Here is a 23762-nt window from a genome sequence, read left to right on the forward strand (position 1 = left end):
CGACCCGGCTCTTCAGCGTCTCATCGGTCTCGACGATCATGTGCGCGTCGATCCCGAACCCCGCCATCACCGCGAACGCCTGGCGCTCGATGCCGGTGCCTTCGATCCATCCGAGGTCGATCTTCCGCGACTCCGCAAGACAGTCTTGATGTTGGGTGCAGCGGTATCCACATCCATCTTGTTCGCGTCGTCGGCTCAGGCCTCGGTTGCGCCGGATGATCGGCGAGCGGCGATGAGGCGCCGTGGATCCAGGAATTTGACGATGAAAGCCTGGCGTTTCTCGATGAAGAGGAGGCGGCAGCTGTATGGCAGCTAGAAGCTGGACCAGTCATAAAGACTCTTCGTGAACGGTTCCCTGATGACTTCGCGGTGGCATGGATTCGCGACAAGTACGTAGAAGTAGCGTTCGCAGCCGCAACTCCCCCTCGCGCAACAGCGATCATTGACGGCAGTTCGTTTCCGATCAAGACGATTGAGGTTTCAGTGCGTCAGAGGTGCAGATGGCCACCATAAGCAGAAAGATCCACGACACTGCATTGACCTACGTTGGGGAAGGCGTAGCGGTCACCTCGGGGCCGATTCCCGATCGCAAGGTCTACCAAGTCGAGTTTGCATTGGAGAACGATGACGCAGTGGCGCGCGAGCTGCACGTCCGGTTTCGTCGTTAGTGCGAGAGTTGGCCCTGACATCGGGGTCGTGACTGCGGGCCACTGCTCAAACAACTTGCGCCAGATCTCGCCGAACGGAAACTTCAACTTCAATTTCCGCGCTCAGCATATCGGGACATACGGCGATATGCAGTGGATGCGAAGCCCCGTCATGATGGATGCCTGGTTCCATTACGATCATGGCCTGGGCCGCGCGCAGAAGGCCCGCAGTGACGTAAGTATCAACTCGGCTGTCTACGTTTACGGCCAAAATGGCGGACGACAATCAGCGAGGGTGATTGGCCTCAATCAATCACATACCAGTGGTGGTCAGACCTCCTATGGCCTCGTAAGAATTAACGGGTCGACGGTGCAGCCCGGAGACAGCGGTGGACCGGTGTACCTGGGAAACACTGCCTACGGGATCGTCAAGGGGTACGGAGCCTTTGACGACTTCTACACCCCGATCAATCCAGTTCTCAACCAGCTTCAGGTCGACCTGTGCATAGACCCGCCCGGTTGCCAGTGATGAAGAAGCTCCTCGCTGCCGCATCATTGGCGGCAATCGCCGCTCTGCTGCTCTCACGTTCGGCGCGGATCACTATCGACGAGGCGACACCATCACGTTCGTCGGCAACGAGATTGGCGATCTGAGCGAGCTAGACGCAACAATTCCAGCGGGCTGCTCTGCGGGACCCTTCTGGATTGTCGGTGCGCTCCGCGATGAGGACACGGACACGCCGATCAACGAGGGAACGAGAGTTGCGACGAGCTTCTCTTCTTCGGTGACAGCTGGGGGCAGCTGAGCGCACCTCGCCGCACTTGCGGCAGATACCGAGAGCACAAGGCGTGAGAACGGAGCAGCCCGCGACATCGTCGGCGTACAGCCACGACGAGCCGTCCGCGAGGACGGCGACCTCTCTCGCTCGCGGCCCACTTCCGCCGCTCGATAGCGCAGCTCGGGAGACAGGTCCCGCCAACTGCGCGCATCACATGGGACGACCGAAGGTCATCGAGGGCGAGGTCGTGATGATGGGGCCCGCCCGTTCGGGTCATGTCGGGAGACGTGTTCGCCCTCGACATCCCCAGCGCGCCCACGCCGCACCGCTGAGGCACACGCGCTGTTCTCGCGCTGTTGCCCGATCCTGCCGGAAACGGGAGAAGGCCCGGACTCTGATTTCGCTCAGAGATTCCGGGCCTTCCTGGTGTGCACCCCCTGGGACTTGAACCCAGAACCCACTGATTAAGAGTCAGTTGCTCTGCCGATTGAGCTAGAGGTGCGTTCCGTTCTCGGGAATGCCTTCCCTCGAACCGAGAGACTACGTTACCAGCGCCACCGCCCGCACGCGAATCGACGTCCGCATCCGCGCGTGTCTGAGCATCCGCTGTGCGCCCGTCACGGGTCGACCGAGCCTCCCGACAAGCCGGACAGCCCGCGGATATCCTGGGCGGGTGACCTCCGCCGCGCCCGCCTCCCGCCCCGGACTCGCCGACGATCTCGCGCTCGCACTGCGTCTCGCCGACGCCGCCGACGCCGAGACGCTGCATCGCTTCGACTCCGCCGACCTCCACGTCGAGCGCAAGGCCGACCGCACGCACGTCACCGACGCCGACCTCGCCGCCGAGCGAGCCATCCGCGCCGTCCTCGCCGACGACCGCCCGGACGACGGAATCTTCGGCGAGGAGTACGGCGAGGGCGAGACCGCGCCGCGCCGCTGGGTGATCGACCCCATCGACGGCACCGCGAACTTCCTCCGCGGCGTGCCCGCCTGGGGCACGATGATCGCCCTCGACATCGACGGCTACCCGCGCCTCGGAGTCGTCAGCTCGCCCGCGCTCCGTCGCCGCTGGTGGGCCGCCGAGGGTCTCGGCGCCTGGACGAGCGTCGAAGGCGGCGCGCCGCGCGCCATCCGCGTCTCCGCCGTCGACGATCTCGACGACGCCAGCGTCAGCTTCCAGAGCATCGCCCAGTGGGACGAAGCGGGCCACCTCGACGAGCTCGTCGCCCTCTCGCGCCGTGTCTGGCGCGATCGTGCCTACGGCGACATCTGGTCGTACATGCTGCTCGCCGAGGGGCGCCTCGAGTTCGTCGCCGAGTTCGGCGTGAAGGAGTACGACCTCGCCGCCGCCGCCGCCATCGTGACGGAGGCGGGCGGACGCATGACGTCCTTCGACGGCGCGCCCTCGATCGCGAACGGATCGGCGCTCGCGACGAACGGCGTGCTCCACGAGGCGTTCCTCACCCTCCTCGCGCCCCCCGCCGGGACGACGGCATGAGCACCGGCGCCGCGCGCCGCCGCAGGACGGCCGTCGGCGCCCTCGTGCCGAGCATGCTCCTCCTCGCGGCCTGCGCGTCGCCCCTGGCGCCAGACAGCACGCCCTCCGAGTCCCCCGATGCGGCCGGCTCCACGGGATCCGGCCAGGCCCCGGGCTGCGACACGATCATCCCGACGGCACTCGTCGACGAGTTCGCCGACATCGGATGGTCGTCGCGCGCCGATCCCTTCTATATCGGTCCGAACGAGCTGTCGGGCGGAGTGAGCTGCACGTGGGGCAACTTCGACGTCGGCGCGACCGACATCGTCCAGATGTACGGGTGGGCACCGCTCGCCGCAGAGGACGCGTCGGGTTACCAGGAGTACCTTGGGAGCGAGGGCTGGATCCGCGAGGAGGGCGACGGCGTCGTCTACCTGACCGAGAGCATGCCCTCGTCGGAATGGGCGGATGAGAACGGCTACGGCATGACGTACGCCTTCGGCGACGGGTGGGTCGCGCTCTCCGACACGAAGAGCGGGCTCGACGTCATCACGTGGCACGGCTGACCGTCGGTCAGTCGATGACCTCCGCGCCGCCGAAGACCATCTGGCCGCCGGCCGAGAAGTCGAGCGACTCGTCCGCCACGGCGATGACCGACCACTCGCCTCCGCCCGCATCCCCGAAGACGTATGTCGGCACGAGAAGCACCGAGCCGTCGGCCTGCCACTGGCTCGCCAGCCCCAGACGCACCGAGACGATCTCGACGTCGTTCACCCCCCACGACACCGCCGAACCCGGCGCAGCCAGCGCGGGAGGCTCGGTGGGCGGCATCCACTCCGTCCCGGCATCGCCCTCTCGTGCTGCGAGCGGGAGGGTCGTCAGCTGCGCGCCGAACCGCGGGTCCGAGAGGCGATCGAACGCCTCCTGCTCGCTCACGACGGGGTAGTCGCCCATCGGCACGACGTCGGCGAGGCCGCCGTAGACGCTGACGATCCCGTCGGCCGCGAACTCGAGCCACCACGACTGCCCGACCTGCTGGCCGTCGATCGTGCGGGAGGCGTACGCCGTGCGCGTCGCCGACCCCTCCCACGTCTCGGAGGAGTACGTGAACGCGTCAGCGTCCTCGCCGATCCGCGTGAGCAGATCGCGCAGCGCGGCGATCGCGGGAGCCTCCTCCGGGGCTGTGCACGCCTCCCCGCATGCCGACCACGGGTCGAGCGTGCTGTAGTAGCCGGCGCTCAGCTGACCATCGAGGCTCACCCACAGCGACGGGCCCGTCCCATCCGCGGCCCCGACCTGCCACGACCCGTCGCGGATCTCGGGTGTTCCCTCGACGCCGAGTGCCGAGGCGAGAGCCGCGATCGTCTCGGCATTCGAGGCCGACACGGCATCGAAGCCGTAGGCCGCGGCCGCCCCCGCACCGGGCGAGAGGATGGTCGAGGCATGGAACGCGTTCCGACCCGTCCAGCCCCACGGGACCATCGAGTCGGCTGTGAGGAAGGACTCGGTCGACGAACCGGCCCCGCCGCTCATCCCGCCAGCCTCCGCCCCGCCGCCTGCCGCCCCGCCGCCCAGGGTGACCGGGGGCAGCACGCCATCCGGCGCGGCTCCACCCGACACCCCGCCATCCGACGGCGAGTCGGCGGATGCCGTCGTCTGTCCCGCGGTCGCGATGCCGTACCCCGCGACGCCGCCGATCACCACCGCCGCGGCGATCGACGCCGCGATCGACGCGATCACGAGCCCGCGTCGGGGCCTGCGGCGAGCACGCTCCGCGTCGAGATCGGCCGGCGCCGGCACCGCCGTCGTCGCAGCGATGACGTCCGCCCCGAATCCCTCGCGCGGCTCGACATCCGCCGCGGGGTCGGCGGCGCGCAGCCGGTCGACGGGGTCCTCGTCGTGATCGCTCATGGTGTCCTCCTCGTGCTCTCCCCTGTTCATGTCGCGGGAGGGGCGGATCTTGCACGGGATCAGAACTCGAGGCGCCGCCCCCACGCCGCGCGCAGGCGCGAGCGGGCGCGCGACAGGGCGGCATCGGCACCCGAGCGCGTGATGCCGAGGACGGCGGCGAGCCCGTCGCCGTCGAGCCCCTCCCACGCATGAAGGAGGAGGATCCGCCGGTCGCGCTCCCCCACGCTCGCGAGCGCGCCGCGAAGCTCGTCGTCGAAGAGCGCGCTCAACTCCGGGTCGTCGCGCACGCGCCCCGTGCCGCGCTCGGGGACCATGTCGACCGCGAGGTCGTGGTGCTTCCGGCGTGCGTTGGCGAGCGTCAGCTCGGCCGTGCGGTAGAGCCACGGCAGCTCGTCGCCGCGCGGCACGTCCGCGCGCCGCCGCCATGCCGTCGCGAGCACGTCGGCCGCGAGATCCTCCGCGTCCTGCCGAGGGCCGCGGCGTGCGAAGTACTTCACGAGCGCCGACGCGTGCGTCTGCACGACCGCGGTGTACCACCGGATCTCGTCGCGCTCGGCGGCATCTCCGTCGGCGCGGCCCCCTTCAGCGGTCACGGTCGTCACACCCTGCCTATGTCGCGAGCACGCCGGATCTTGCAGCGGTCATCCGAACTCTATCGGCGCCCTGCGGCAGAGTGGTGTGCATGACGACGCTCCCTGTGCCGGCCATCCCGCTCCCCGACGGACGCACCATCCCGCAGCTCGGGCTGGGCGTCTACAAGATCCCCGACGACGAGGCCGCTGCGTGCGTGCGCACGGCGCTCGACGCGGGCTACCGCCACATCGACACCGCCGCGCTCTACGCCAATGAGCGCGGGGTCGGCGAGGGGCTGCGCTCGAGCGGCGTGCCGCGCGGCGACGTCTTCGTCACGACGAAGGTGTGGAACGACGACCACGGCTACGACGAGACGCTGCGGGCGTTCGACGCGAGCCTCGACCGCCTCGGCACCGACTACGTCGACCTCTACCTCGTGCACTGGCCCGTCCCCTCGCGCGACCGCTACGTCGAGACCTACCGCGCGCTCGAGAGGCTGCGGGCGGATGGCCGTGCCCGCTCCATCGGGGTCTCGAACTTCGCGATCGCGCACCTCGACCGGCTCCGCGCCGAGACGGAGGTCGTGCCCGCCGTCAATCAGATCGAGCTGCACCCGCTGCTCCCCCAGCACGAGCTGCGTGCCTACGGTGCGGCGCACGGCATCGTCACGGAGGCGTGGTCGCCCCTCGCGCGCGGGCGGCTGCTCGACGATCCCGTCCTGGCCGCGATCGCGCGCAAGCACGGGCGCAGCACCGCCCAGATCGTCATCCGGTGGCACCTCCAGCTCGGCACCGTCGTCATCCCGAAGTCGGTCTCCCCCGACCGCATCCGCGCCAACGCCGACGTGTTCGGGTTCGCGCTCGACGACGACGACCTCCGTGCCGTCGCCGGACTCGAGTCCGGCCTGCGGACGGGCCGCGACCCCTCGCTCGACTGAGGTCGTCGAGGCTATCCTCGGCTCATGGTGTGGACGTTCGCGAGCGTGCTCATCGAGTGGCGGGGTCCCGCACCGTACGTGTTCGCCCCGTTGCCGGGCGATCTGACCGACGACATCAAGGACGCCGCGCGCGGGCTCGCGTACTGGGGTCAGATCCCCGTCACGGCGACGATCGGCGAGAGCGAGTTCGACACCGCGATGTGGCCGAAGGACGGGCGCTTCCTGCTGCCCGTCAAGGCCGCCGTGCAACGCGCGGAGCGCATCGACATGGGCGATCCCGTGACGGTGGTGGTGCGCCTCCCCGGCGAGATCGGATGAGCCTGCTCACCGGGAGACGATGGCCTCCGCCTGCGCATAGAGCGCACGCGACTCCGTGAACCGGGCGTCGTCATCCGGCTGCCCGAGCACGACGGCGAAGACGCGCACGGTGCCGCCGTCGCCGTCCGGCACATCCTTCGCCGACAGCAGGCTGCTCCCCTCGAGGGTGCCGGTCTTGATCCCCACGACGCCGGCGTCGGCGAGCAGGTCGTTCGTGTTCTCGACGAGACCCGCGCCGGGAAGGTCGACCGTCGCCTGCGCGACGATCTCCGCGACGACGGGATGGGCGAGCGCCAGGCGTCCCAGCGCGATGAGCGCGGCGGGGGTGGCGGTGTTGCGAGGGTCGATGCCGGTGGGCTCCACCATCGTGATGCCCTCGAGCCCGTGGGCGTCGACGAAGCGTGCGGCCGCGTGCGCGAACGCCGCCTCATCGCCCCAGATGCTCGCGACGAGGATGTCGGCGTAGTTGCAGGCCGAGCCGACGAGCATCCCGTCGAGCAGCTGGCGCTCGGTGAGCATCCCGCCCACGGGGATCTTCAGCGCCGACTCGCCGCGCGCGAGGTACTCGCGGTAGGCGGCGTCCCACTCCTCCGTGAACCAGTAGTCGCCGCCCGTCTCGCCCGGCTGCAGCGGACGCTCCTCGAGCACCATGAGCGCCGTGACGACCTTCGAGATGCTCGCCATCGGCACGGGGGCGTCCGAGCTGGCGACGACGGGGCCATCCGCCACGGCCACCGCGGCCGATCCCGAATCGGGCCAGCGGACATCGCCGAGCGCCTCGGGCTCGCCCGCGGCGGCGGCCCACGTCACGACGCCGACGACGAGGGCGATCAGCGCCGCGACGGCCGAGAGGAGGACGACGAGGCGAAGCGGACGGGTGCGCGGCGAAGAGGAGGACATCGTCCTCCAGTCTGGACAGCCGCCCGCTCCAGCGGATCAGGGACGTCCCTGATTCACTCCCCCTCGATCGACACCCGCGGGTCGAAGGCGACGTAGCCCGAGAAGTCCGCGCCGACGCGGTCGGCCGCGCCGTCGAAGGGATGCGGATAGCTCCACGCCCCGTCGGAGAGGCCCGACCCGCTCCGGATGTCCCAGTACTGCGCGATGCCCTTCCACGGGCACGTGTACGGGGTCGCGCTCTCCGTCAGGGCCCCGTCCCTCACCGACGACGGAGGGAATTACCAGTTCCCCTCGATACGCACGAGGTCCTCGCGCGCCGCCTCCGCCACGATCTCGCCATCCCATATCGCTCTCATGAGGAGACGGTAGGCATCCGCCCTCCCGCGCGGCAACCCCTCGACAGCGGGAGTACGATATCGACCGAGGCTTTTATCACGCCTGGCACTTTAATAGATCGGCTAGCAATGACATCCACGGATCCGCGCCGGTGGTGGGGACTCGGCTTCATCAGCGTCGCCGTCTCGCTCATCATCGTCGACTCCACCATCGTCAACGTCGCGGTGCCGGCGATCGTCTCCGACCTGGGGATCTCGTCGACCGAGGTGCAATGGGTGCAGGAGGTCTACACGCTCGTGTTCGCCTCGCTGCTCCTCCTCTTCGGCGCGACGGCGGACCGCATCGGGCGTCGTCGTGCCCTGCTCACGGGCGTCGCGCTCTTCGCCGGCGCGTCCGTGGCGGCGGCGTTCGCACCGATCGGCGGCCTCCTCATCCTCGCCCGCACGGTGCAGGGCGTGGGCGGCGCGCTCATCCTGCCCGCCACGCTCTCGCTCCTCAACGCCGGATTCCGCGGTCGCGAACGCGCGATCGCGTTCGCCGTGTGGGGCTCCACGATCGGCGGGATGGCCGCTGTCGGCCCCCTGCTCGGCGGCTGGCTCACGACGGCGTTCTCCTGGCGGTGGGCCTTCGGCGTCAACGTACCCCTCGGCATCCTCGTCGTCGTCGGCGTGCTCGCGACCGTGCGGGAGTCGCGGGAGACGTCGGCGCGCATCGATCTCGTGGGATCCGCGCTCTCGGTCGTCCTGTTCGGGACGCTCGTCTTCGCCCTGATCGAAGGGCGCACGTTCGGATGGTGGACGGCGGAGGACGGCATCGAGCTGGGTTCCGTGCGGTGGACCGCGACGATCTCGCCCGTCCCGATCGCCTTCGCGGTGAGCGCGGCGGCGCTCGTCCTCCTGCTCATCTGGAGCCGTGCGCGGGCGAGGAGGGAGCGCCCCGCGCTCCTCGACCTCTCCCTCTTCCGCGTGCCGACCTTCGCGCGCGGCAACCTCGTCGCGCTCGTGGTGGCGCTCGGCGAGTTCGGCATCATCCTCTCCCTGCCGCTGTGGCTGCAGTTCGCCCAGGGGTTCGACGCGCTGCAGACCGGGCTCGTCCTCCTCGCGCTCGCCATCGGCTCATTCGGCGCCAGCGGGCTGATCGGCGCGCTCAGCGCGCGCGTCCGCCCCGTGATCGTCGTGCGCGCGGGCCTTCTCGCCGAGATCGTCGGCATCGTCGGCGTCGGGCTCGCCGTGGGCTCTGGCACCGGATGGGGATGGCTCGTCCCGGCCCTCTTCGTCTACGGGTTCGGCGTGGGGCTCGCGACGGCGCAGCTGACCGGCGTCATCCTCGCGGACGTCCCCGTCGAGCGGTCCGGCCAGGCATCCGGGACCCAGTCCACGGCGCGGCAGGTCGGCTCCGCGCTCGGCGTCGCGATCCTCGGAACCGTGCTGTTCACCGGCACGGGCGCGGCGCTGTCGTCGTCGCTCGACGATGCCGGTGTCGACGCCGGTGCGCGCGACGCCGTCGTGTCCCGCGTCGTCGACTCCGCGGGAGCGGCGATCTCGTCCCTCGAGGGAGACGAGCACGTCCTGGCGGAAGAGGCGTTCACGACGGGAACCCAGCTGTCGGCGTTCACCGCGGCCGGCTTCCTCGCGATCGGCTTCGCCGCCTCGTTCGGGCTCGGATCCGCGCGGCGCGAGCAGCAGCCGGCCTAATGGGTCGCGTCACCTCGCCGTCGTACGACGCACGACGAGCCGTGGCGCACGGACCCGTTCGGCCCCCGGTCGCCCGTCGACCACGAGGTCGACGGCGTCGGACGCGAGCCCTGCGGCATCCTGGGCGATCGTCGAGAGCCCGATCGTCTCGAGCCGGCCGGCCCGGATGTCGTCGAACCCGATGACGGCGACGTCGCGCGGGACGTCGACGCCGGCGCGCAGGAGCGCATCGAGCACGCCGATCGCGCAGCGGTCGTTGAAGGCGGCGACGGCGTCGGGCAGCTGCGGACGATCGAGCAGCTCCCGCGCTGCGCGCACCCCCGCCTCCTCGTCGAGACCGCCGGCGATGATGTCAGCAGGGAGGCCCGCCTCGGCCATCGCCTCGAGATGCCCCTCCCGTCGTTCGCGTCCTCCCGCCACGTCGCCGCCGTCGAGGTACACGACGCGGCGGCGGCCGAGCTCCACGAGATGCCGCGCCGCGAGCCGTCCGCCGGCGCGATCATCGGTGCGGGCCGCCGGCATGGCTCCGCCGGTCGGGCGCGCCACGGCGACGGACGGGATGCGATCGGCGACGTCCAGGAGTGCGGCGGCCGGCAGCGCGCTGCCGAGGAGCACGAGCCCTTCCACCCGCTCGTCGAGGAGCGACTCCACCGCGACCCCCTCCGTCCGCATCGGCGTGATGGCCGACAGCGAGAGGGCGAGCCCGCGGCTGGCGGCGGCGAGGTACAGCTCCTCGACGAGCTCGCCGTGGAAGGCGGCATGCACGTCGAAGACGACCCCGAGCGTACGCGTTCGGCTCTGCCGAAGCAGTTGCGCGCGTCGATCCATGCGGTACCCGAGGCGCTCAGCCACCTCGCGCACATGGCGGCGGGTCTCCTCCCCGGCGCCCGGCGCATCCCGGAAGACGATCGACACGAGGGCGCGCGAGACCCCGGCTGCCTCGGCCACGTCCTTCATCGTGGGGCGGCCGCGCCCCTCCTGCTGCGCCATCCCCCCATTGTGTCGGCCGGATGGCACGACGGTCGATGTTGACAGGACAGCCCGATCCCCTCATCATTGACTAGATCGATCTAGTTCGATTTGACATCGTCGTCCACGGAGGACCCCCATGACCGCACCCGCCCCCGTCCGCCTCGGACTCCTCGGCTCCGGATGGATCGGCGCCTACCACGCCGAGAGCATCGCGCGCCGCATCGCCGACGCCGAGCTCGTCGCCGTCGCCGACCCCTCGCCCGGTGCGGCCGCCCGCGTCGCCGAGCCGCTCGGCGTCGCACGCACGTACACGGATCCCGCCGAGCTCCTCGCCGCCGACGACATCGACGGCGTCGTCATCTCCTCTCCCGCATTCACGCACGCCGACCTCGTCGTCGCGGCGGCGCAGGCCGGCAAGCACGTGTTCGTCGAGAAGCCGATGGCGCTCACGCTCGAGGATGCCGACCGCGCGATCGCGGCGGCGCGCACCGCGGGCGTCGTCCTGCAGGTGGGTTTCAACCGGCGGTTCTCGCGCGACTTCGCGGAGGCGCACGGCATCGTCTCGGGAGGCGGGGTCGGCGAGCCGCAGCTGCTGCGCTCGCTCACGCGCGATCCCGGGTTGGCCGACCCCGCGGCCGTGAAGCCGAACGTCATCTTCACGGAGACGCTCATCCACGACTTCGACACGCTGAACTGGTTCAACGAGGGGGCGCACGCCGTCGAGGTGTTCACGGCAGCCGACGCCCTCGTCGCTCCCGATTTCAAAACCTCGGGCCTGCTCGACACGGCCGTCGTCACCATCCGCTACTCGAACGGCGCGATCGCGACGGCCGAGGCGAGCTTCTCCGCCGCGTACGGCTACGACGTCCGCGGCGAGGTGTTCGGTTCGGCCGGGATGGTCGCGGCCGGAGACGTGCGCACGACGAGCACGCGGCACTACCGCGCCGACGGCGCCGCGGCGTCGACGACGCGGCTCAACGTCGATCTGTTCGCGCAGGCGTACACCGACGAGCTCGCCGCGTTCGCCACGGCCGTCCGCACGGGAGTGCACGACGGGCCGCGCGGGGAGGACGCGCGGGCCGCCCTCGCGATCGCCCTCGCCGCGATCGCGTCGCACGAGTCCGGTGCGCCTGCCCCGGTCGCGGCATCGTGACCTCGGCGCCCATTCCGCTCGCCGTCTGCGCGGAGATGGTCTTCACCGACCTTCCCGTCGTCGAGCGTGCAAGCCGTCTGCACGAGCTCGGCTTCCTCGTCGAGATCTGGGACTGGTCGGCGAAGGACCTCGGCGCCCTCGCCGGCACGGGCGCCGTGTTCTCGTCGATGACGGGCTACCTGCGGGGCGACCTCGTCACCGCCGACGGCGCCGACGCACTCGTCGAGACGGCGGAGGAGTCGCTGCGCGCCGCCGAGACGATCGACGCGCCGCGCCTGAATCTGCACGGGACGGGACTCGACACCCGAGGGCTGCCGGTCAGGGCCGGCGAGACGGCGACGGGCGCCGACTGGGTCGCCGCCGCCCGCACGCTCGAGCGGCTCGCTACGCTCGGCGAGCGCCACGGCCGTGTGTTCACGCTCGAGAACCTCAACACGGCGGTCGACCATCCCGGCGTGCCGTTCGCCCGTGCCCGCGACACCCTCGCTCTCGTCCGCGCCGTGGACCATCCGCACCTGCGCCTGAACCTCGATCTCTACCACGCGCAGATCGGCGAGGGGAACCTCATCGAGCTCGTCACCGAGGCGCTGCCGTGGATCGGCGAGATCCAGGTCGCCGACGTCCCCGGTCGGCGCGAGCCGGGGACGGGCGAGGTGCACTACCCCGCGATCGCCGACGCGCTGCGACGCCTCGGCTATACGGGCGTCGTCGCGATGGAGGCGTGGGCGTCCGACGACTCCGCGACCGCCGTGGAGCGGTTCCGCACGGCGTTCGGAGGGTGAGACGACAGAAGGCCGCCCCGAGGGGCGGCCTTCTCTCGGTGCGGCGACAGTTCTCTCGTGATGAGTTCGGCGACGCCATATCGCTGCAGCAGTAGCTGGACGGTATGATGCGCTCTGGAATACAACGATGAAAGCGCCTATCCCGGCCGTAGCTGAGAGGGGGGCGGTCTTTCGTCGCGCGGACGGCCACAGGTCAGCGCGTGCTGGTGAGCTCTTCCCAGGTGTACTCATCGGCCAGGTCCGCACGGACGAAGCGGAGCTCGACTTGTACGTCCTCAAGGGCGCCCGCCGGCGAGAGTCGTGCGAGTCCGCACGCGACTTTCACCTCACTGCCGTCCTTGCTGAACGTGGCACTTCCGGAGAGCGTGTAGCCGGCCGGTGCCTGGATCGTGCCGATTCCGCGGCCGAGGAACGTGCCGGGGCCTTCGCTGCATCGGGTGGCAGCGTTGGAGGAGACGGTCTTCTTGTACTGCACGACCTTCGGCGTGCCGACCCAGCGCCCGTATGGGTTGACCCGGTACAGCTCCGTAGCCAGACGGATGTTGGCGGCGGCGATCTGGCACGTCACGGTGGACTCGACGTTGATCGTGCCGGAGACGTGGGTGGAGCCGTGCGGGTGATGAACCTTGAGGTCGCAGGTGAAGGTCTGCGCCATGGCTGCGAGCTGCTCGCTGGAAAGGTCGGAGTCGGGCTGCGTGACCACGGTCACCTGTGCGCCGTCGGTTCGGAAAGTCTCAGATTCGGTGTCGTCGATAGTCTGCGCGTTGGCTGGACCCATGAAGCCTGCAGTAAGCAGCGAGGCGACGACCGCGGTCAGGCCGATCCGTCGAAAAGGGTGTGCGGGATTCATTGAGTTGTACCCCCTGGTACGTCGGCGGACTATCCGCCATACAGTGCTCTACATGCAAGCAACAAACGTCGGAGAAGGCGACGCGACGATCAAGGTCAACGCGCCGACCTATCGAGTCGAGTTCTGGGAACGCCCCGGACCGGGTTTCGGATGGAATCTCGACGCATGGGAGCTCGAAGACTGCGCGTCAGCCGACGAAGCCGCCGCATGGGCAAGAGAGCACGCGAGGGGCCGGCTGTTCACGCTGTACGTCGCCTTGCGCGACCATGAGGCCTCCGAGTCAATTCACGTTCGCCTGCTCGGTTCGGACCCCAACGAGGTCTGAGCACGACGAAACCGCCCCCTCCCGGAAGCCGAGAGGGGGCGGTGGTGTGTCAGGCCGCGAGGCCGTAGCGGTTCGCGATCCAGGCGATGGCCTTCGCCATCGTGGCGTCGTCGTGTGCCTTCGCGAACAGCCAGCCTCGCGACCAGCTGGCTGTGGTGCTCGCCGTGACGCCGTCGCGCCCTTGCTGTCGCGCGCACAAAGGCCCGGACGACCTCCCATTCCCGAACGACATCGAAGGCTTCGTCCGGCGACCGAAGACGGACGAGGACAGCGTTTCGTGGTTCCGGGCGGCTCAGCGGGCGATCGGCCTGGAGCGGCTCACGCTGCACGATCTGCGGCACACCGCAGCATCCCTCGCCATCCGCGCCGGCGCGAATGTGAATGCCGTGCAGCGGATGCTCGGACACAAGTCAGCCGCGATGACAAAAGCCCCGCGCCCCCTACGGAGAGCAGGGGGCGCGGGGCTTCCGCGTGGCGACAGCGATCGGTGGAGCTGGGGGGAATCGAACCCCCGTCCAGCGCTGAGTCTCTGGGGCTTCTCCGGGCGCAGTCCGTGAAAGTGTTCTGCTCGGCTCCGACCTTTGTCACGAACACCTAAGTCGACGAGCCCAGTCGAGAAAGAGTCCCGCGCGGCGTCCCGACACCGCCGCGCAGCGAGATCCCTAGATGACGCCAGAATCCGTGTCGGGATCACCCACGGTCTGACGGACTATCGGGCTCGCTTAGGCAGCGAGGGCGAAGTCAGTGCGCTTGGTTTCGGCACTTATTGGTTCGCAGGGAGCGTTTACGAGATAACCCTGCATCCTCGGCCCGCTTCTCGCAGATTCGCAAGCACTGTCGAAACCGATCAGCCCCGGGAATCCTTCCTGCGAAGGGAACCGCTGTCGCACTGTGGAGTTGTCAACCTCGGGCACGCCCGAGCACTACAGACTACAACGGATGGCGACGACACGCCATTCCGCGCCTCCCGCGCGTCGCGCGCCCGTGCGCGCGTCACTAACCTGGAGGCGTGATCCGCCTCCTCAGCGCCTTCGCCCTCGGAGCCGGCCTCGCGGCTGCGCTGTTCGGCCTCCTCGTCGACGACCGGTTCATGTGGGTCTGGATCACGGCGATCGTCGTCCTCTCCATCGCCCTCCCGCTGTTCCTCGTCGGACGCACGATGGGCTCGCTCGCGACGGCCTCGCCGAAGCTCGTCGCCGAGGCCCGCGCCGCCGGCCGCATCGCCGCGGCGCGTGTCGACGCGATCCGCCGCACCGGGACGACCATCAACGACCAGCCCGTGTGCGAGCTCGACCTGTCCGTCGCGCCTTCCGACCATGCCCCGTACCGGACGACCATCCGCCAGCTGGTGGACATCGTCGACCTGCCGCGCCTGCAGCCGGGGGCGGCCGTCGCCGTCGCCCGCCTCCGGGCCGACGCCCCCGACGTCGTCCTCGTCGACGACCGGCTCGACGACGGGGAGGCACGCCTCGCGCGGCTGCCGAGCCGCGACCGCATGAGCGACTGGAGCGCCGGCCCCGTCGTGCTGGGGGCGGAGCCGCCGAAGCCGCGCCGCAGCGGTCCGCTCATCGGCATCGGGAGGAAGGGCCGCGGATGGCGCTTCGCCGCGTACGCCGCTCTGTTCGCCGCCGGCGCCACGGCCGTCCTCCTCCCCGCGTCTGCCGACGTCGAGCGCGCCGTCGCGGAGATCGCGACGGGCGAGGACCGCACGTCCTTCTTCGCCGAGGGGCGCCTGGAGACCGCGATCGCCGCGATCGCCGAGGCCTCCGGGACCGACGAGAGCGTGGGCGTCAACGTCTACGGCGAATACGTCATCGCCGACATGGCGACCTCCGACGGAGCGTCCACCTTCGACACCTGGACGTTCCGCGACGGCGCGGCGACGCGCGATGGAGCCGCGACCATCCAGCCGAGCGATCCGGAGCTCGAGCGGTTCCACCTCGACGAGGTCGCGTGGAGCACGTTCCCGGCCCTCATCGAGCGCGCCGTCGAGGTCGCCGACGTCGACCGTCGCGATCTCACGAGCGGCCCCTACGCGTTCGTCGAGCGAGGATGGCCCGTCGACGACGTGCGCGAGCCGCTCGTCGTCCGGGTGTCGTTCGGAGACGACTACACGTCGTACTCCTCCGACGCGACGGCCGACGGGCGCCTCCATGACGACGTGCTCGCCTCAGGCCCGAAGGCGACCGGCGTCGCGAAGCCCGCGGAGGACCTGCTGGCGTCGGGCCTTCCCCTCGCCATCCAGCGACTCCAGGCCGCCGGCGACTCGGACGAGACGACCGGCGTCACCGTGTTCCCGACCTGGATCGACACGGCCCTCGCGACGGCGCCGGGCGCCGACACGTTCGACGACTACTCGTACGAGGAGCGCAGGGCGACCGCCGATGGCACCGGGTCCACGGCGTCCGACCCGGCCCGCGACGTCTTCCGCCTCTCCGACGTTCCCTGGGAGCGCGTGCCCGAGCTGCTGGCCGACGCGTATTCCCGCGCAGGCATGGATCCCGGCGGCGACGACGACCCGTACGTGATCGTCGACCGCTCGCCGTTCTGGGGCGACGCGTACCCCGTGACGATGCTCTTCTACCTCCCCGGCGCCTACGAGACGACGGTCGTCGAGTACGGCGTCGACGGCGCGTTCCTCGATCTGTTCTGACAGCGGGCTCGCGAGGGGTCTACCGTGACGGTGTGACCCGAATCGCGCGCCCGGCGCGCCCCCGCCCCGCACCGCGCTCCACAGCGCGCTCCGCACCGCGCCTGGGAGTGCTCACGACGGTCGTCGGCTTCCTCGCCGCCGTCGAGTTCACGAGCGGCGTGCTGCAGGGCTACTACACGCCGCTCCTCACCAACATCGCGCGCCACCTCGGCATCCACGACGCCGACGTGAACTGGCTCGAGGGCACGCAGCTCATGCTGTCGGCCCTCGTCGTGCCGGCCTTCGCGAAGCTCGGCGACCTCGTCGGGCACAAGCGCATGCTGCTCGTGTCGACGGCCGTCACGGCGGCCGCCTCGCTCGCCCTCCCGTTCATCGACTCCTTCCCCCTCTTCCTCGCCGCCTGGGCGCTGCAGGGCTTCTACGTCGTCTGGCTCCCGCTCGAGATCGCCCTGATCTGGTCGCGGTCGCGGGCGCTCGGGGCGCCCGCCGTGCTCACCGCCCGCGCCGCGGGCATCCTCGTCGCGTCCCTCGAGGCGGGCGCCATCTCCGGAGCGCTCGTCGGCGGAGCCCTCGTCGACGCGCTCCCGCTCCGGGTGGTCCTGCTCATCCCCGCCCTGTGCGTCGCGGTATGCTTCGTCGTCATCCTCTTCGGCGTCGCCGAGGGGCCGCACGCGGATCGAGGCCGCTTCGACACGGTCGGCCTCGTGCTCGTCTCCCTCGCGCTCATCGCCTTCACGGGCGGTCTGTCGCTGCTGCGCCTGGGAGGGCCGGGCGACCTCGCCGCCTGGCTCGTCGTCCTGCTCGGCGTCGGCCTCTTCGTGCCGTTCGCCCTGTGGGAGCGGCGCCATCCCGATCCGCTCATCGACGTGCGGATGTTCGCCGATGCCGCGCTGTGGCCCGTCTTCCTCACGGCCGGACTGTTCGGGGTGAGCGTGCTCGGCGCGCAGGCGCCGCTGTCGACCTTCGCCCGCACCGATCCCGCCGTGCACGGCTACGGCCTCGGGACGAGCGGGTTCTCGACGTCGCTCATCATCGGCCTCTATCTCGTCGCGATGATCGCGGGCGCGCTCCTCTACCCGCTCGCCGCTCGGCGGGCGACGCCGCGGTCGGCGCTCATCGCGGCCTCCGTGCTCGTGGGCGCGGGGTACCTCCTCTTCTTGCCGCTGCACGACGCGTACGGGCAGGTCGTCGTGAACATGATGATCGCCGGCGTCGGCTCCGGCGCGCTCGTCGCCGCCCTCCCCGCCGCCGCGGCGGCGGCGGCCCCGCCCACGCAGACCGGCGTCGCGACGGGCCTCACGAACTCCGTGAAGACGGTGGGCGGTGCCATCGCCTCCTGTGTCTTCGGCATCGCCCTGCTGCAGGGCGTCGCGGATGGCGCGGGTGCGGCCGAGGGCACGGCGGGGTCGTTCACGGGCTATGTCACGGTCTGGCTCGTGTGCGGCGTCACGGCCCTCGTCGCCGCCGCGGCGCTCCTCCTCGTCCCGAAGGGGGCGTTCTCCGACCCCGCCTGAACGGGCCCCGCCCCTCCGACGCCGATGTCGGAGGTCGGAAATAGTGTTCGAACATCCCCGCTGGACGGGGTAGAACATAGTTTCTATGATGGTGGGGTGGGTATGGCGCTTCCGGTCGAGGTGCTGCGTCTGCAGACCGAGATCAGCAGGATGCAGCGGGCGAGCGCGCGGGTCGACGCGCTCCCCGTTCACGGCGCACTCTCCCCCCTCTTCCCCGAGGGCGGTCTCCGCCCGGGCGCGGCGTACGCGCTCGAGCCCTCGACGAGCCTCCTGCTCGCCCTGCTCGCCGAGCCGTCGCGCGCGGGATCGTGGTGCGCCGCCGTGGGGATGCCCGATCTCTCGTCGGAGGCCGCGGAGGCGGCGGGCGTCGACCTCTCCCGTCTCGCCCTCGTGCCCGAGCCCGGCGAGCGCTGGCTCGCCGCCGTCTCCGCGATCGCCGAGGTCTTCCCCGTCATCGCCGTGCGCCCCGTCGGCGTCCCGCGCGACGCCGACGTCGCCCGGCTCTCGGCGCGCCTGCGCGACCGCGGCGGCGTCCTGCTCGTGACGGGCCGCTGGCCGCAGGCCGAGGCCGTGCTGCGCCTGGAGGATCCGACCTGGTCGGGCATCGGCGACGGGCACGGCCTCCTCTCCGCCCGCACCGTGACCGTCGCCGCGACGGGCCGGCGCTCCCCCGTGCCGCGCCGCGTGCGCGTGCAGCTGCCCGGCCCGCAGGGTGCGCCCGTCGCCGTGCCCCGCCCGCGCCTGACGCCCGTCACCGAGCCCGAGCCGACGAAGACGACGACGACGACCGAGGACGACAGGACAGCCCGTGCCCGCGACGTGCTCGCGCGCGCCGAGCAGAGGATGCGCGCGCCGCGTCGCGGTCTGGCGGCGATCGGATGACCCGGTCGCTCGTCGTGTGGCTGCCCGACTGGCCTGTCACGGCGCACCTGCGCACCGCCGCGCGGACGGCGGAGCGCCGTTCCGCGCGCCACGGCCCCGTCGCACCCGCCGCGGGCCCGACGACGGCCGACGCCGCCCCGCCGATCGCCGTGCTGCACGCGAACCGGGTCGTGGCGTGCTCGGCCTCCGCGAGGGCGGAGGGGGTGCGGCGCGGGCAGCGGCGTCGCGACGCCCAGTCGGCGTGCCCGTCGCTGCGCATCGTCGCGGCCGACCCCGGGCGCGACGAGCGCGCCTTCCTCCCCGTGCTGGCGCGCCTCGACGAGCTCGCCCCCGGCGTGCAGCCGCTCCGCCCCGGCCTCGCGGCCATCCGCGCGCGCGGTCCCGCGCGCTTCTACGGGGGTGAGCACGAGGCGGCCGCCCGCCTGCTCGAGGCGCTCGGGGGGCTCGGCCTCCCCGGCGCCCGCGTGGGGATCGCCGACGGCGTCTTCACGGCCGACAGGGCCGCGCGCCTGACGACGCCCGCTGCCCCCGTCCGCCTCATCGCGCCCGGCTCCTCCGCCGCGTTCCTCGCGCCGCTGTCGATCGCCGCGATCGACGACGAGGCGCTCGTCTCGCTCCTCGTGAAGCTCGGGGTGCAGACCCTGGGCGGGTTCGCCGCCCTCGACGTCGGGCAGGTCAGGGCGCGGCTCGGTGCCGACGGCGTGCGCCTGCACGACCTCGCACGCGGGGCCGACTCGCGCGCCGTCGAGCCGCGCACGCCCCCGCCCGAGCTCGCCAGGGAGCTCGCCCTCGAGCCGCCCCTCGAGCTCGCCGACCAGATCGCGTTCGCCGTGCGGCAGATGTGCGACGACGTGTGCACGGCGCTCGGCGAGGAGGGGCTCGTGTGCACCGAGGCGCGCATCGTCCTCACCGACGACCACGGCACGCGCAGCGAGCGAGTGTGGCTGCACCCCACGCGCTTCGACCCCGCCGCCCTCGTCGACCGCGTGCGCTGGCAGCTGCAGGCAGAGGAGGGCGGCGCCCTCGCGGGCGGCATCGTGCACGTGCGCATCGAGCCGGAGGCCGTCGACGACAGCGTGCACCACCAGCCCGCGCTCATCGGCCAGGGCCCCGACGAGCGGCTGCACCACGCCATGTCGCGCGTGCAGGCGATGCTCGGCCATCGCGGCGTCGTCTCCCCCGCGATCGGCGGCGGCCGCTGGCTCGAGGAGCGCGAGGTGCGCGTGCCATGGGGCGACGGCGAGCGGCCGGCGCAGAGCAGGGATGAGCCGTGGCCGGGCTCCCTGCCCGCCCCGCTCCCGAGCGAGGTGCTCCATCCGCCCCGCCCCGTGCGCGTGACGGGAGAGGGCGGGGTCGCGGTCGACGTCGACGAGCGCGGCGCGCTCACGACGCCGCCCGCCGTCGTCGACGGGCGGGCCGTGATCGCCTGGGCGGGCCCGTGGCCCGTCGTCGAGCGCGTCTGGGACGCCGAGCGGATGCGGCGAGCGCACCGGTTCCAGATCGTCGACGCCGCGCAGGACGCCTGGCTGCTCGTGCTGGAGGGCGGGGCGTGGCGCGTCGAGGGCAGGTATGCCTGATGGGCTTCCACAACCCTCCCGTCCCGTGGTCGACGCTCGAGAAGGCGCTCAACGGCAGCCGCCCCGATCCCGTTCCCGCCGGGGCCGACGGCGGCGACAGCCCCGCCTGGAGCCGCAAGCGCGGCGCCTATGCGCCGCCGTCCATCGAGCGGCCGGACGACGCCGTCCCCTACGCAGAGCTGCACGCGCACTCGTCGTTCTCGTTCCTCGACGGCGCGTCGTCGCCCGAGGCGCTCGTGGAGGAGGCGGAGCGCCTCGGGCTGCATGCGCTCGCGCTCTCCGACCATGACGGCTTCTACGGTCTGGCGCGGTTCGCCGAGGCCGCGGAGAGCACATCGGTGAAGACCGTCTTCGGGGCGGAGCTGTCGATCGGGCTGCGCGAGCCGCAGAAGGGGCACGCCGATCCGGAGGGGTCGCATCTGCTCGTGCTCGCACGCGGGGAGGACGGCTACCACCGGCTCTCCGCGGCGCTCACGCGGGCTCAGCTGCGCGGCGGGGAGAAGGGCCGCCCGTTCTACGACGTGGAGGAGCTGGCCGCGCAGGCGGACGGCCACTGGGCCGTGCTCACGGGGTGCCGCAAGGGCTCCGTGCGCCGACGGATCGAGCCGGCCGTGCGGGCGGCCGGCTCCCTCGACGGCGGGCGCGCCGAGCTCGACCGGCTCACGGCGCTGTTCGGCCGGGAGAACGTGCACGTCGAGCTCGTCGACCACGGCGACCCGCTCGACTCGCGCCGCAACGACGCCCTCGCCCTGATCGCGCACGACGCCGGCCTCCCCACGGTCGCGGCCAACAACGTGCACTACGCCGCGCCGTCCGACGCCCGCCTCGCCGCCGCCGTCGCCGCCGTGCGCGCGAACCGCAGCATGGACGATCTCGACGGGTGGCTGCCCTCCCACACCGCGGCGCATCTGCGCTCGGGGGCGGAGATGACCCGGCTGTTCTCCCGCTACCCCGGCGCCGTGGAGCGCACCGTGCCGCTCGCCGACGAGCTCGCCTTCCCGCTGCGCCGGGCCAGGCCGGCGCTGCCGAAGCTCGACCTCGACGACGGCTGCACCCCCATGGAGCACCTGCGGCATCTCGTCTGGGAGGGCGTCGACCGCAAGTACCCCGGGCGTCGGGAGGAGGTGCGCACCCGCATCGAGAAGGAGCTGCACGTCATCGAGCAGAAGGACTTCCCCGGCTACTTCCTCATCGTGCACGGCATCGTGCAGGAGGCGCGTCGCCGGGGCATCCTCTGCCAGGGGCGCGGCTCGGCCGCCAACAGCGCCGTCTGCTACCTGCTCGACATCACGGCCGTCGACGCGATCTTCTTCGACCTGCCGTTCGAGCGGTTCCTCTCGGCGCTGCGCGACGAGGAGCCCGACATCGACGTCGACTTCGACTCCGACCGCCGCGAGGAGATCATCCAGTGGGTCTACGAGCGGTACGGGCGGGATCGTGCCGCCCAGGTCGCCAACGTCATCCAGTACCGTCCGAAGAACGCGGTGCGCGACATGGCGAAGGCGCTCGGCTTCTCCCCCGGGCAGCAGGACGCCTGGTCGAAGCAGGTGGAGGGATGGGGAGCCTCGCTCGAGACCGGGCCCGACCACGACATCCCCGCGGAGGTCGTGCGCTACGCGACCGAGCTGCTGAAGGCGCCGCGGCACCTCGGCATCCACTCCGGCGGCATGGTGCTCACCGAGCGCCCCGTCGGCGAGGTCGTGCCGATCGAGCACGCGCGCATGGACAAGCGCACGGTCATCCAGTGGGACAAGGACGACGCCGCGTGGATGGGCCTGGTCAAGTTCGACCTGCTGGGCCTCGGCATGCTCGCCGCCCTGCAGCACTGCTTCGACATCATCCGCGAGGCGACAGGCGAGACGTGGACCCTCGAGACCCTCCCGAAGGAGGAGGCGGCCGTCTACGACATGCTGTGCCGCGCCGACTCCATCGGCGTGTTCCAGGTGGAGTCGCGCGCGCAGATGGGCCTGCTCCCCCGGCTGCAGCCGCGACGCTTCTACGACCTCGTCGTGCAGATCGCGCTCATCCGGCCCGGGCCCATCCAGGGCGGTGCCGTGCACCCGTTCGTGAAGCGCAAGGCCGCCCTGCAGGAGTACCGCGCGGCCCATCCCGAGCTCGACCTCGAGGAATGCATCGCCGCCGTCGTCGAGTACCCGCATCCGAAGCTGAAGAAGGTGCTGCGCCGCACCCTGGGGGTGCCGATCTTCCAGGAGCAGCTCATGCAGATGGCGGTCGCCGTCGGCGACTGCACGGCGGCGGAGGCCGACCTCCTGCGCCGCGCCATGGGCTCCAAGCGCGGGCAGGAGAAGATCGAGACCCTCAAGGACAAGCTGTACGCCGGGATGGCCCGCAACGGCATCGAGGGCGCACTCGCCGACGACCTGTACGGGCGCATCCAGGCGTTCGCGAACTTCGGGTTCGCCGAGTCGCACTCGCTGTCGTTCGCGCTGCTCGTGTACGCGTCGTCGTGGATCAAGCTGCACTACCCCGCCGCGTTCCTCGCCGGGCTGCTGCGCTCGCAGCCCATGGGGTTCTACTCCCCCGCCTCGCTGACGGCCGATGCCCGCCGCCACGGCGTGCGCGTGCGCCGCCCCGACATCAACCTGTCCGGGGCGGTGGAGAACCTGGAACCCCTCGACGACGTCCGTCCTCCCGTCCCCAGCCCCACCGGCCGATCGTCCTGCGCCGAGCCGGAGCAGCCGCCCGTGCCGCCGTTCGACCGGTCGGCGCCCGACGAGTCGGGCGCGCACCGCCGCGACGGCGCCCACGTCGTGCGGCTCGGGCTCGCGGGCGTCACGGGCGTCGGCCTCGCGACGGCGAAGCGGATGGTCGCCGAGCGCGATGCGCACGGCCCCTACGCCGACCTGCACTCGCTCGTGCGGCGGACCGGCATCACGGAGGCGCAGGTCGAGGCGCTCGCCACGGCCGGCGCCTTCGAGAGCCTCGGGCTGACCCGGCGCGAGGCGGTCTGGATGGCCGGGGCCGCCGCCCTCGACCGGCCGGAGTTCCTGCCCGGCACGGTCGCCGCGGTGCAGCCTCCCCTCTTCCCCGATCCGTCGAGCTTCGAGCGGCTCGCCGACGACCTGTGGGCGACCGGGATCTCCGTCTCCGACCATCCCCTCGCGCACTACCGGACGGCGCTGAACGCCCGCGGCGTGCTGCCGTCGACCGCCCTGCGCGGCCACGAGCCGGGGCGGCGCATCGAGGTCGCCGGCCTCGTCACACACCGGCAGCGGCCGGCGACGGCGTCGGGCATCACGTTCCTCAACCTCGAGGACGAGCACGGCCTCATGAACGTCATCTGCTCGCAGGGGGTCTGGAACCGCTACCGACGCGTGCTGCGCGACAGCCCCGCCCTCATCGCGCGGGGCATCCTCGAGAGCACGCCGGAAGGGGTGGTGAACCTCGTCGCCGACGCATTCGACGACCTGCGCGTGGGCGTGAAGCACGCCTCCCGCGACTTCCGCTGACGTGATGGGGCT

20 protein-coding genes, 1 tRNA gene, 1 other RNA gene and 2 pseudogenes are annotated in these 23762 nt (G+C 71.5%); 16 read left to right on the forward strand and 8 right to left on the reverse strand.

Annotated features, from left to right (window positions below; translation table 11 throughout):
• Together ACWGPF_RS06655 and ACWGPF_RS06660 are read left to right on the forward strand one after the other, a co-directional pair.
• A partial coding sequence (locus ACWGPF_RS06655; protein ID WP_452332082.1) for a hypothetical protein occupies positions 1-316 on the forward strand: 316 nt, incomplete at its 5' end.
• Between the two features lie 308 nt (positions 317-624).
• On the forward strand, positions 625-1176 hold the full coding sequence (locus ACWGPF_RS06660; RefSeq protein WP_452332083.1) for a hypothetical protein: 552 nt from the start codon (positions 625-627) through the stop codon (positions 1174-1176).
• Between the two features lie 679 nt (positions 1177-1855).
• Here the strand turns inward: ACWGPF_RS06660 and ACWGPF_RS06665 are convergent.
• Positions 1856-1928, reverse strand: a tRNA-Lys gene (locus tag ACWGPF_RS06665).
• 171 nt (positions 1929-2099) lie between these two features.
• On the opposite strand from ACWGPF_RS06665, the gene ACWGPF_RS06670 reads away from it, so the two are divergent.
• Both ACWGPF_RS06670 and ACWGPF_RS06675 read left to right on the forward strand, forming a co-directional pair.
• A complete protein-coding gene (locus tag ACWGPF_RS06670; protein ID WP_452332084.1) occupies positions 2100-2924 on the forward strand; it encodes an inositol monophosphatase family protein in 825 nt (274 codons plus the stop codon).
• Complete coding sequence (locus ACWGPF_RS06675; protein ID WP_452332085.1) at positions 2921-3469, forward strand: hypothetical protein; 549 nt, start codon at positions 2921-2923, stop codon at positions 3467-3469. Before ACWGPF_RS06670 ends, ACWGPF_RS06675 begins: the two co-directional genes overlap by 4 nt.
• Positions 3470-3476: 7 nt before the next feature.
• Here ACWGPF_RS06675 and ACWGPF_RS06680 read toward each other — a convergent pair whose 3' ends face one another.
• Complete coding sequence (locus tag ACWGPF_RS06680) at positions 3477-4814, reverse strand: hypothetical protein (RefSeq protein ID WP_452332086.1); 1338 nt, start codon at positions 4812-4814, stop codon at positions 3477-3479.
• 59 nt (positions 4815-4873) lie between these two features.
• Positions 4874-5407: an RNA polymerase sigma factor gene (locus tag ACWGPF_RS06685; RefSeq protein WP_452332087.1), complete on the reverse strand. Its 534-nt coding sequence runs from the start codon at positions 5405-5407 to the stop codon at positions 4874-4876.
• Between the two features lie 89 nt (positions 5408-5496).
• Between ACWGPF_RS06685 and ACWGPF_RS06690 the strand changes: the two genes are divergently transcribed.
• Both ACWGPF_RS06690 and ACWGPF_RS06695 read left to right on the forward strand, forming a co-directional pair.
• Positions 5497-6324 (forward strand): aldo/keto reductase, encoded by an 828-nt coding sequence (locus ACWGPF_RS06690; RefSeq protein WP_452332088.1) that lies wholly within the window; start codon positions 5497-5499, stop codon positions 6322-6324.
• A 24-nt stretch (positions 6325-6348) separates the two neighbouring features.
• The gene (locus tag ACWGPF_RS06695; protein ID WP_452332089.1) at positions 6349-6642 is read left to right on the forward strand and encodes a DUF1905 domain-containing protein; all 294 of its coding nucleotides are present in this window, start codon (positions 6349-6351) and stop codon (positions 6640-6642) included.
• Between the two features lie 6 nt (positions 6643-6648).
• Here ACWGPF_RS06695 and ACWGPF_RS06700 read toward each other — a convergent pair whose 3' ends face one another.
• The gene (locus ACWGPF_RS06700; RefSeq protein ID WP_452332090.1) at positions 6649-7542 is read right to left on the reverse strand and encodes a D-alanyl-D-alanine carboxypeptidase family protein; all 894 of its coding nucleotides are present in this window, start codon (positions 7540-7542) and stop codon (positions 6649-6651) included.
• 53 nt (positions 7543-7595) lie between these two features.
• A pseudogene (locus ACWGPF_RS06705) lies at positions 7596-7898 on the reverse strand (DUF427 domain-containing protein).
• A 108-nt stretch (positions 7899-8006) separates the two neighbouring features.
• Here ACWGPF_RS06705 and ACWGPF_RS06710 point away from each other — a divergent pair.
• Positions 8007-9572, forward strand: a complete 1566-nt coding sequence (locus ACWGPF_RS06710; RefSeq protein WP_452332091.1) for a DHA2 family efflux MFS transporter permease subunit — start codon at positions 8007-8009, stop codon at positions 9570-9572.
• A gap of 9 nt (positions 9573-9581) precedes the next feature.
• Here the strand turns inward: ACWGPF_RS06710 and ACWGPF_RS06715 are convergent, their stop codons facing one another.
• On the reverse strand, positions 9582-10562 hold the full coding sequence (locus tag ACWGPF_RS06715) for a LacI family DNA-binding transcriptional regulator (RefSeq protein ID WP_452332092.1): 981 nt from the start codon (positions 10560-10562) through the stop codon (positions 9582-9584).
• 118 nt (positions 10563-10680) lie between these two features.
• Between ACWGPF_RS06715 and ACWGPF_RS06720 the strand changes: the two genes are divergently transcribed.
• Positions 10681-11697 (forward strand): Gfo/Idh/MocA family oxidoreductase, encoded by a 1017-nt coding sequence (locus ACWGPF_RS06720; RefSeq protein ID WP_452332093.1) that lies wholly within the window; start codon positions 10681-10683, stop codon positions 11695-11697.
• Between the two features lie 35 nt (positions 11698-11732).
• On the forward strand, positions 11733-12479 hold the full coding sequence (locus ACWGPF_RS06725; protein ID WP_452332141.1) for a TIM barrel protein: 747 nt from the start codon (positions 11733-11735) through the stop codon (positions 12477-12479).
• A 193-nt stretch (positions 12480-12672) separates the two neighbouring features.
• On the opposite strand, the gene ACWGPF_RS06730 is transcribed toward ACWGPF_RS06725, so the two are convergent.
• Complete coding sequence (locus ACWGPF_RS06730) at positions 12673-13329, reverse strand: hypothetical protein (protein ID WP_452332094.1); 657 nt, start codon at positions 13327-13329, stop codon at positions 12673-12675.
• 52 nt (positions 13330-13381) lie between these two features.
• Here ACWGPF_RS06730 and ACWGPF_RS06735 point away from each other — a divergent pair, with 52 nt between their 5' ends.
• Both ACWGPF_RS06735 and ACWGPF_RS06740 read left to right on the forward strand, forming a co-directional pair.
• Complete coding sequence (locus ACWGPF_RS06735) at positions 13382-13654, forward strand: hypothetical protein (protein ID WP_452332095.1); 273 nt, start codon at positions 13382-13384, stop codon at positions 13652-13654.
• 170 nt (positions 13655-13824) lie between these two features.
• Positions 13825-14079 (forward strand): annotated as a pseudogene (locus ACWGPF_RS06740) (tyrosine-type recombinase/integrase); the annotation flags it as partial.
• Between the two features lie 60 nt (positions 14080-14139).
• Here the strand turns inward: ACWGPF_RS06740 and ssrA are convergent.
• Positions 14140-14509: a transfer-messenger RNA gene (ssrA, locus tag ACWGPF_RS06745) on the reverse strand.
• A 154-nt stretch (positions 14510-14663) separates the two neighbouring features.
• Between ssrA and ACWGPF_RS06750 the strand changes: the two genes are divergently transcribed.
• From ACWGPF_RS06750 to ACWGPF_RS06770, 5 genes are all read left to right on the forward strand, one after another.
• Positions 14664-16307 (forward strand): hypothetical protein, encoded by a 1644-nt coding sequence (locus ACWGPF_RS06750; protein WP_452332096.1) that lies wholly within the window; start codon positions 14664-14666, stop codon positions 16305-16307.
• Between the two features lie 41 nt (positions 16308-16348).
• Positions 16349-17821 (forward strand): MFS transporter, encoded by a 1473-nt coding sequence (locus ACWGPF_RS06755; RefSeq protein ID WP_452332142.1) that lies wholly within the window; start codon positions 16349-16351, stop codon positions 17819-17821.
• Positions 17822-17923: 102 nt separating this feature from the next.
• Positions 17924-18703, forward strand: a complete 780-nt coding sequence (locus ACWGPF_RS06760; RefSeq protein WP_452332143.1) for a hypothetical protein — start codon at positions 17924-17926, stop codon at positions 18701-18703.
• Positions 18700-20280 carry a DNA polymerase Y family protein gene (locus ACWGPF_RS06765; protein WP_452332097.1) on the forward strand — a complete coding sequence of 527 codons (1581 nt, stop codon included), beginning with the start codon at positions 18700-18702 and terminating at the stop codon, positions 20278-20280. Before ACWGPF_RS06760 ends, ACWGPF_RS06765 begins: the two co-directional genes overlap by 4 nt.
• Positions 20280-23750 (forward strand): error-prone DNA polymerase, encoded by a 3471-nt coding sequence (locus ACWGPF_RS06770; protein WP_452332098.1) that lies wholly within the window; start codon positions 20280-20282, stop codon positions 23748-23750. The genes ACWGPF_RS06765 and ACWGPF_RS06770 overlap by 1 nt, the downstream gene beginning before the upstream one ends.
• Positions 23751-23762 lie beyond the last annotated feature (12 nt).

This window comes from Microbacterium sp. NPDC055683 (assembly GCF_053617895.1).

Coding starts and splice junctions, on each gene's coding strand:
- ACWGPF_RS06700 (WP_452332090.1), bottom strand. CDS start 7,542: ATGTCCTCCTCTTCGCCGCGCACCCGTCCGCTTCGCCTCGTCGTCCTC.
- ACWGPF_RS06730 (WP_452332094.1), bottom strand. CDS start 13,329: ATGAATCCCGCACACCCTTTTCGACGGATCGGCCTGACCGCGGTCGTC.
- ACWGPF_RS06760 (WP_452332143.1), top strand. CDS start 17,924: ATGGCGCTTCCGGTCGAGGTGCTGCGTCTGCAGACCGAGATCAGCAGG.
- ACWGPF_RS06690 (WP_452332088.1), top strand. CDS start 5,497: ATGACGACGCTCCCTGTGCCGGCCATCCCGCTCCCCGACGGACGCACC.
- ACWGPF_RS06715 (WP_452332092.1), bottom strand. CDS start 10,562: ATGGCGCAGCAGGAGGGGCGCGGCCGCCCCACGATGAAGGACGTGGCC.
- ACWGPF_RS06710 (WP_452332091.1), top strand. CDS start 8,007: ATGACATCCACGGATCCGCGCCGGTGGTGGGGACTCGGCTTCATCAGC.
- ACWGPF_RS06770 (WP_452332098.1), top strand. CDS start 20,280: ATGGGCTTCCACAACCCTCCCGTCCCGTGGTCGACGCTCGAGAAGGCG.
- ACWGPF_RS06675 (WP_452332085.1), top strand. CDS start 2,921: ATGAGCACCGGCGCCGCGCGCCGCCGCAGGACGGCCGTCGGCGCCCTC.
- ACWGPF_RS06725 (WP_452332141.1), top strand. CDS start 11,733: ATGGTCTTCACCGACCTTCCCGTCGTCGAGCGTGCAAGCCGTCTGCAC.
- ACWGPF_RS06660 (WP_452332083.1), top strand. CDS start 625: ATGACGCAGTGGCGCGCGAGCTGCACGTCCGGTTTCGTCGTTAGTGCG.
- ACWGPF_RS06735 (WP_452332095.1), top strand. CDS start 13,382: ATGCAAGCAACAAACGTCGGAGAAGGCGACGCGACGATCAAGGTCAAC.
- ACWGPF_RS06680 (WP_452332086.1), bottom strand. CDS start 4,814: ATGAGCGATCACGACGAGGACCCCGTCGACCGGCTGCGCGCCGCCGAC.
- ACWGPF_RS06695 (WP_452332089.1), top strand. CDS start 6,349: ATGGTGTGGACGTTCGCGAGCGTGCTCATCGAGTGGCGGGGTCCCGCA.
- ACWGPF_RS06720 (WP_452332093.1), top strand. CDS start 10,681: ATGACCGCACCCGCCCCCGTCCGCCTCGGACTCCTCGGCTCCGGATGG.
- ACWGPF_RS06765 (WP_452332097.1), top strand. CDS start 18,700: ATGACCCGGTCGCTCGTCGTGTGGCTGCCCGACTGGCCTGTCACGGCG.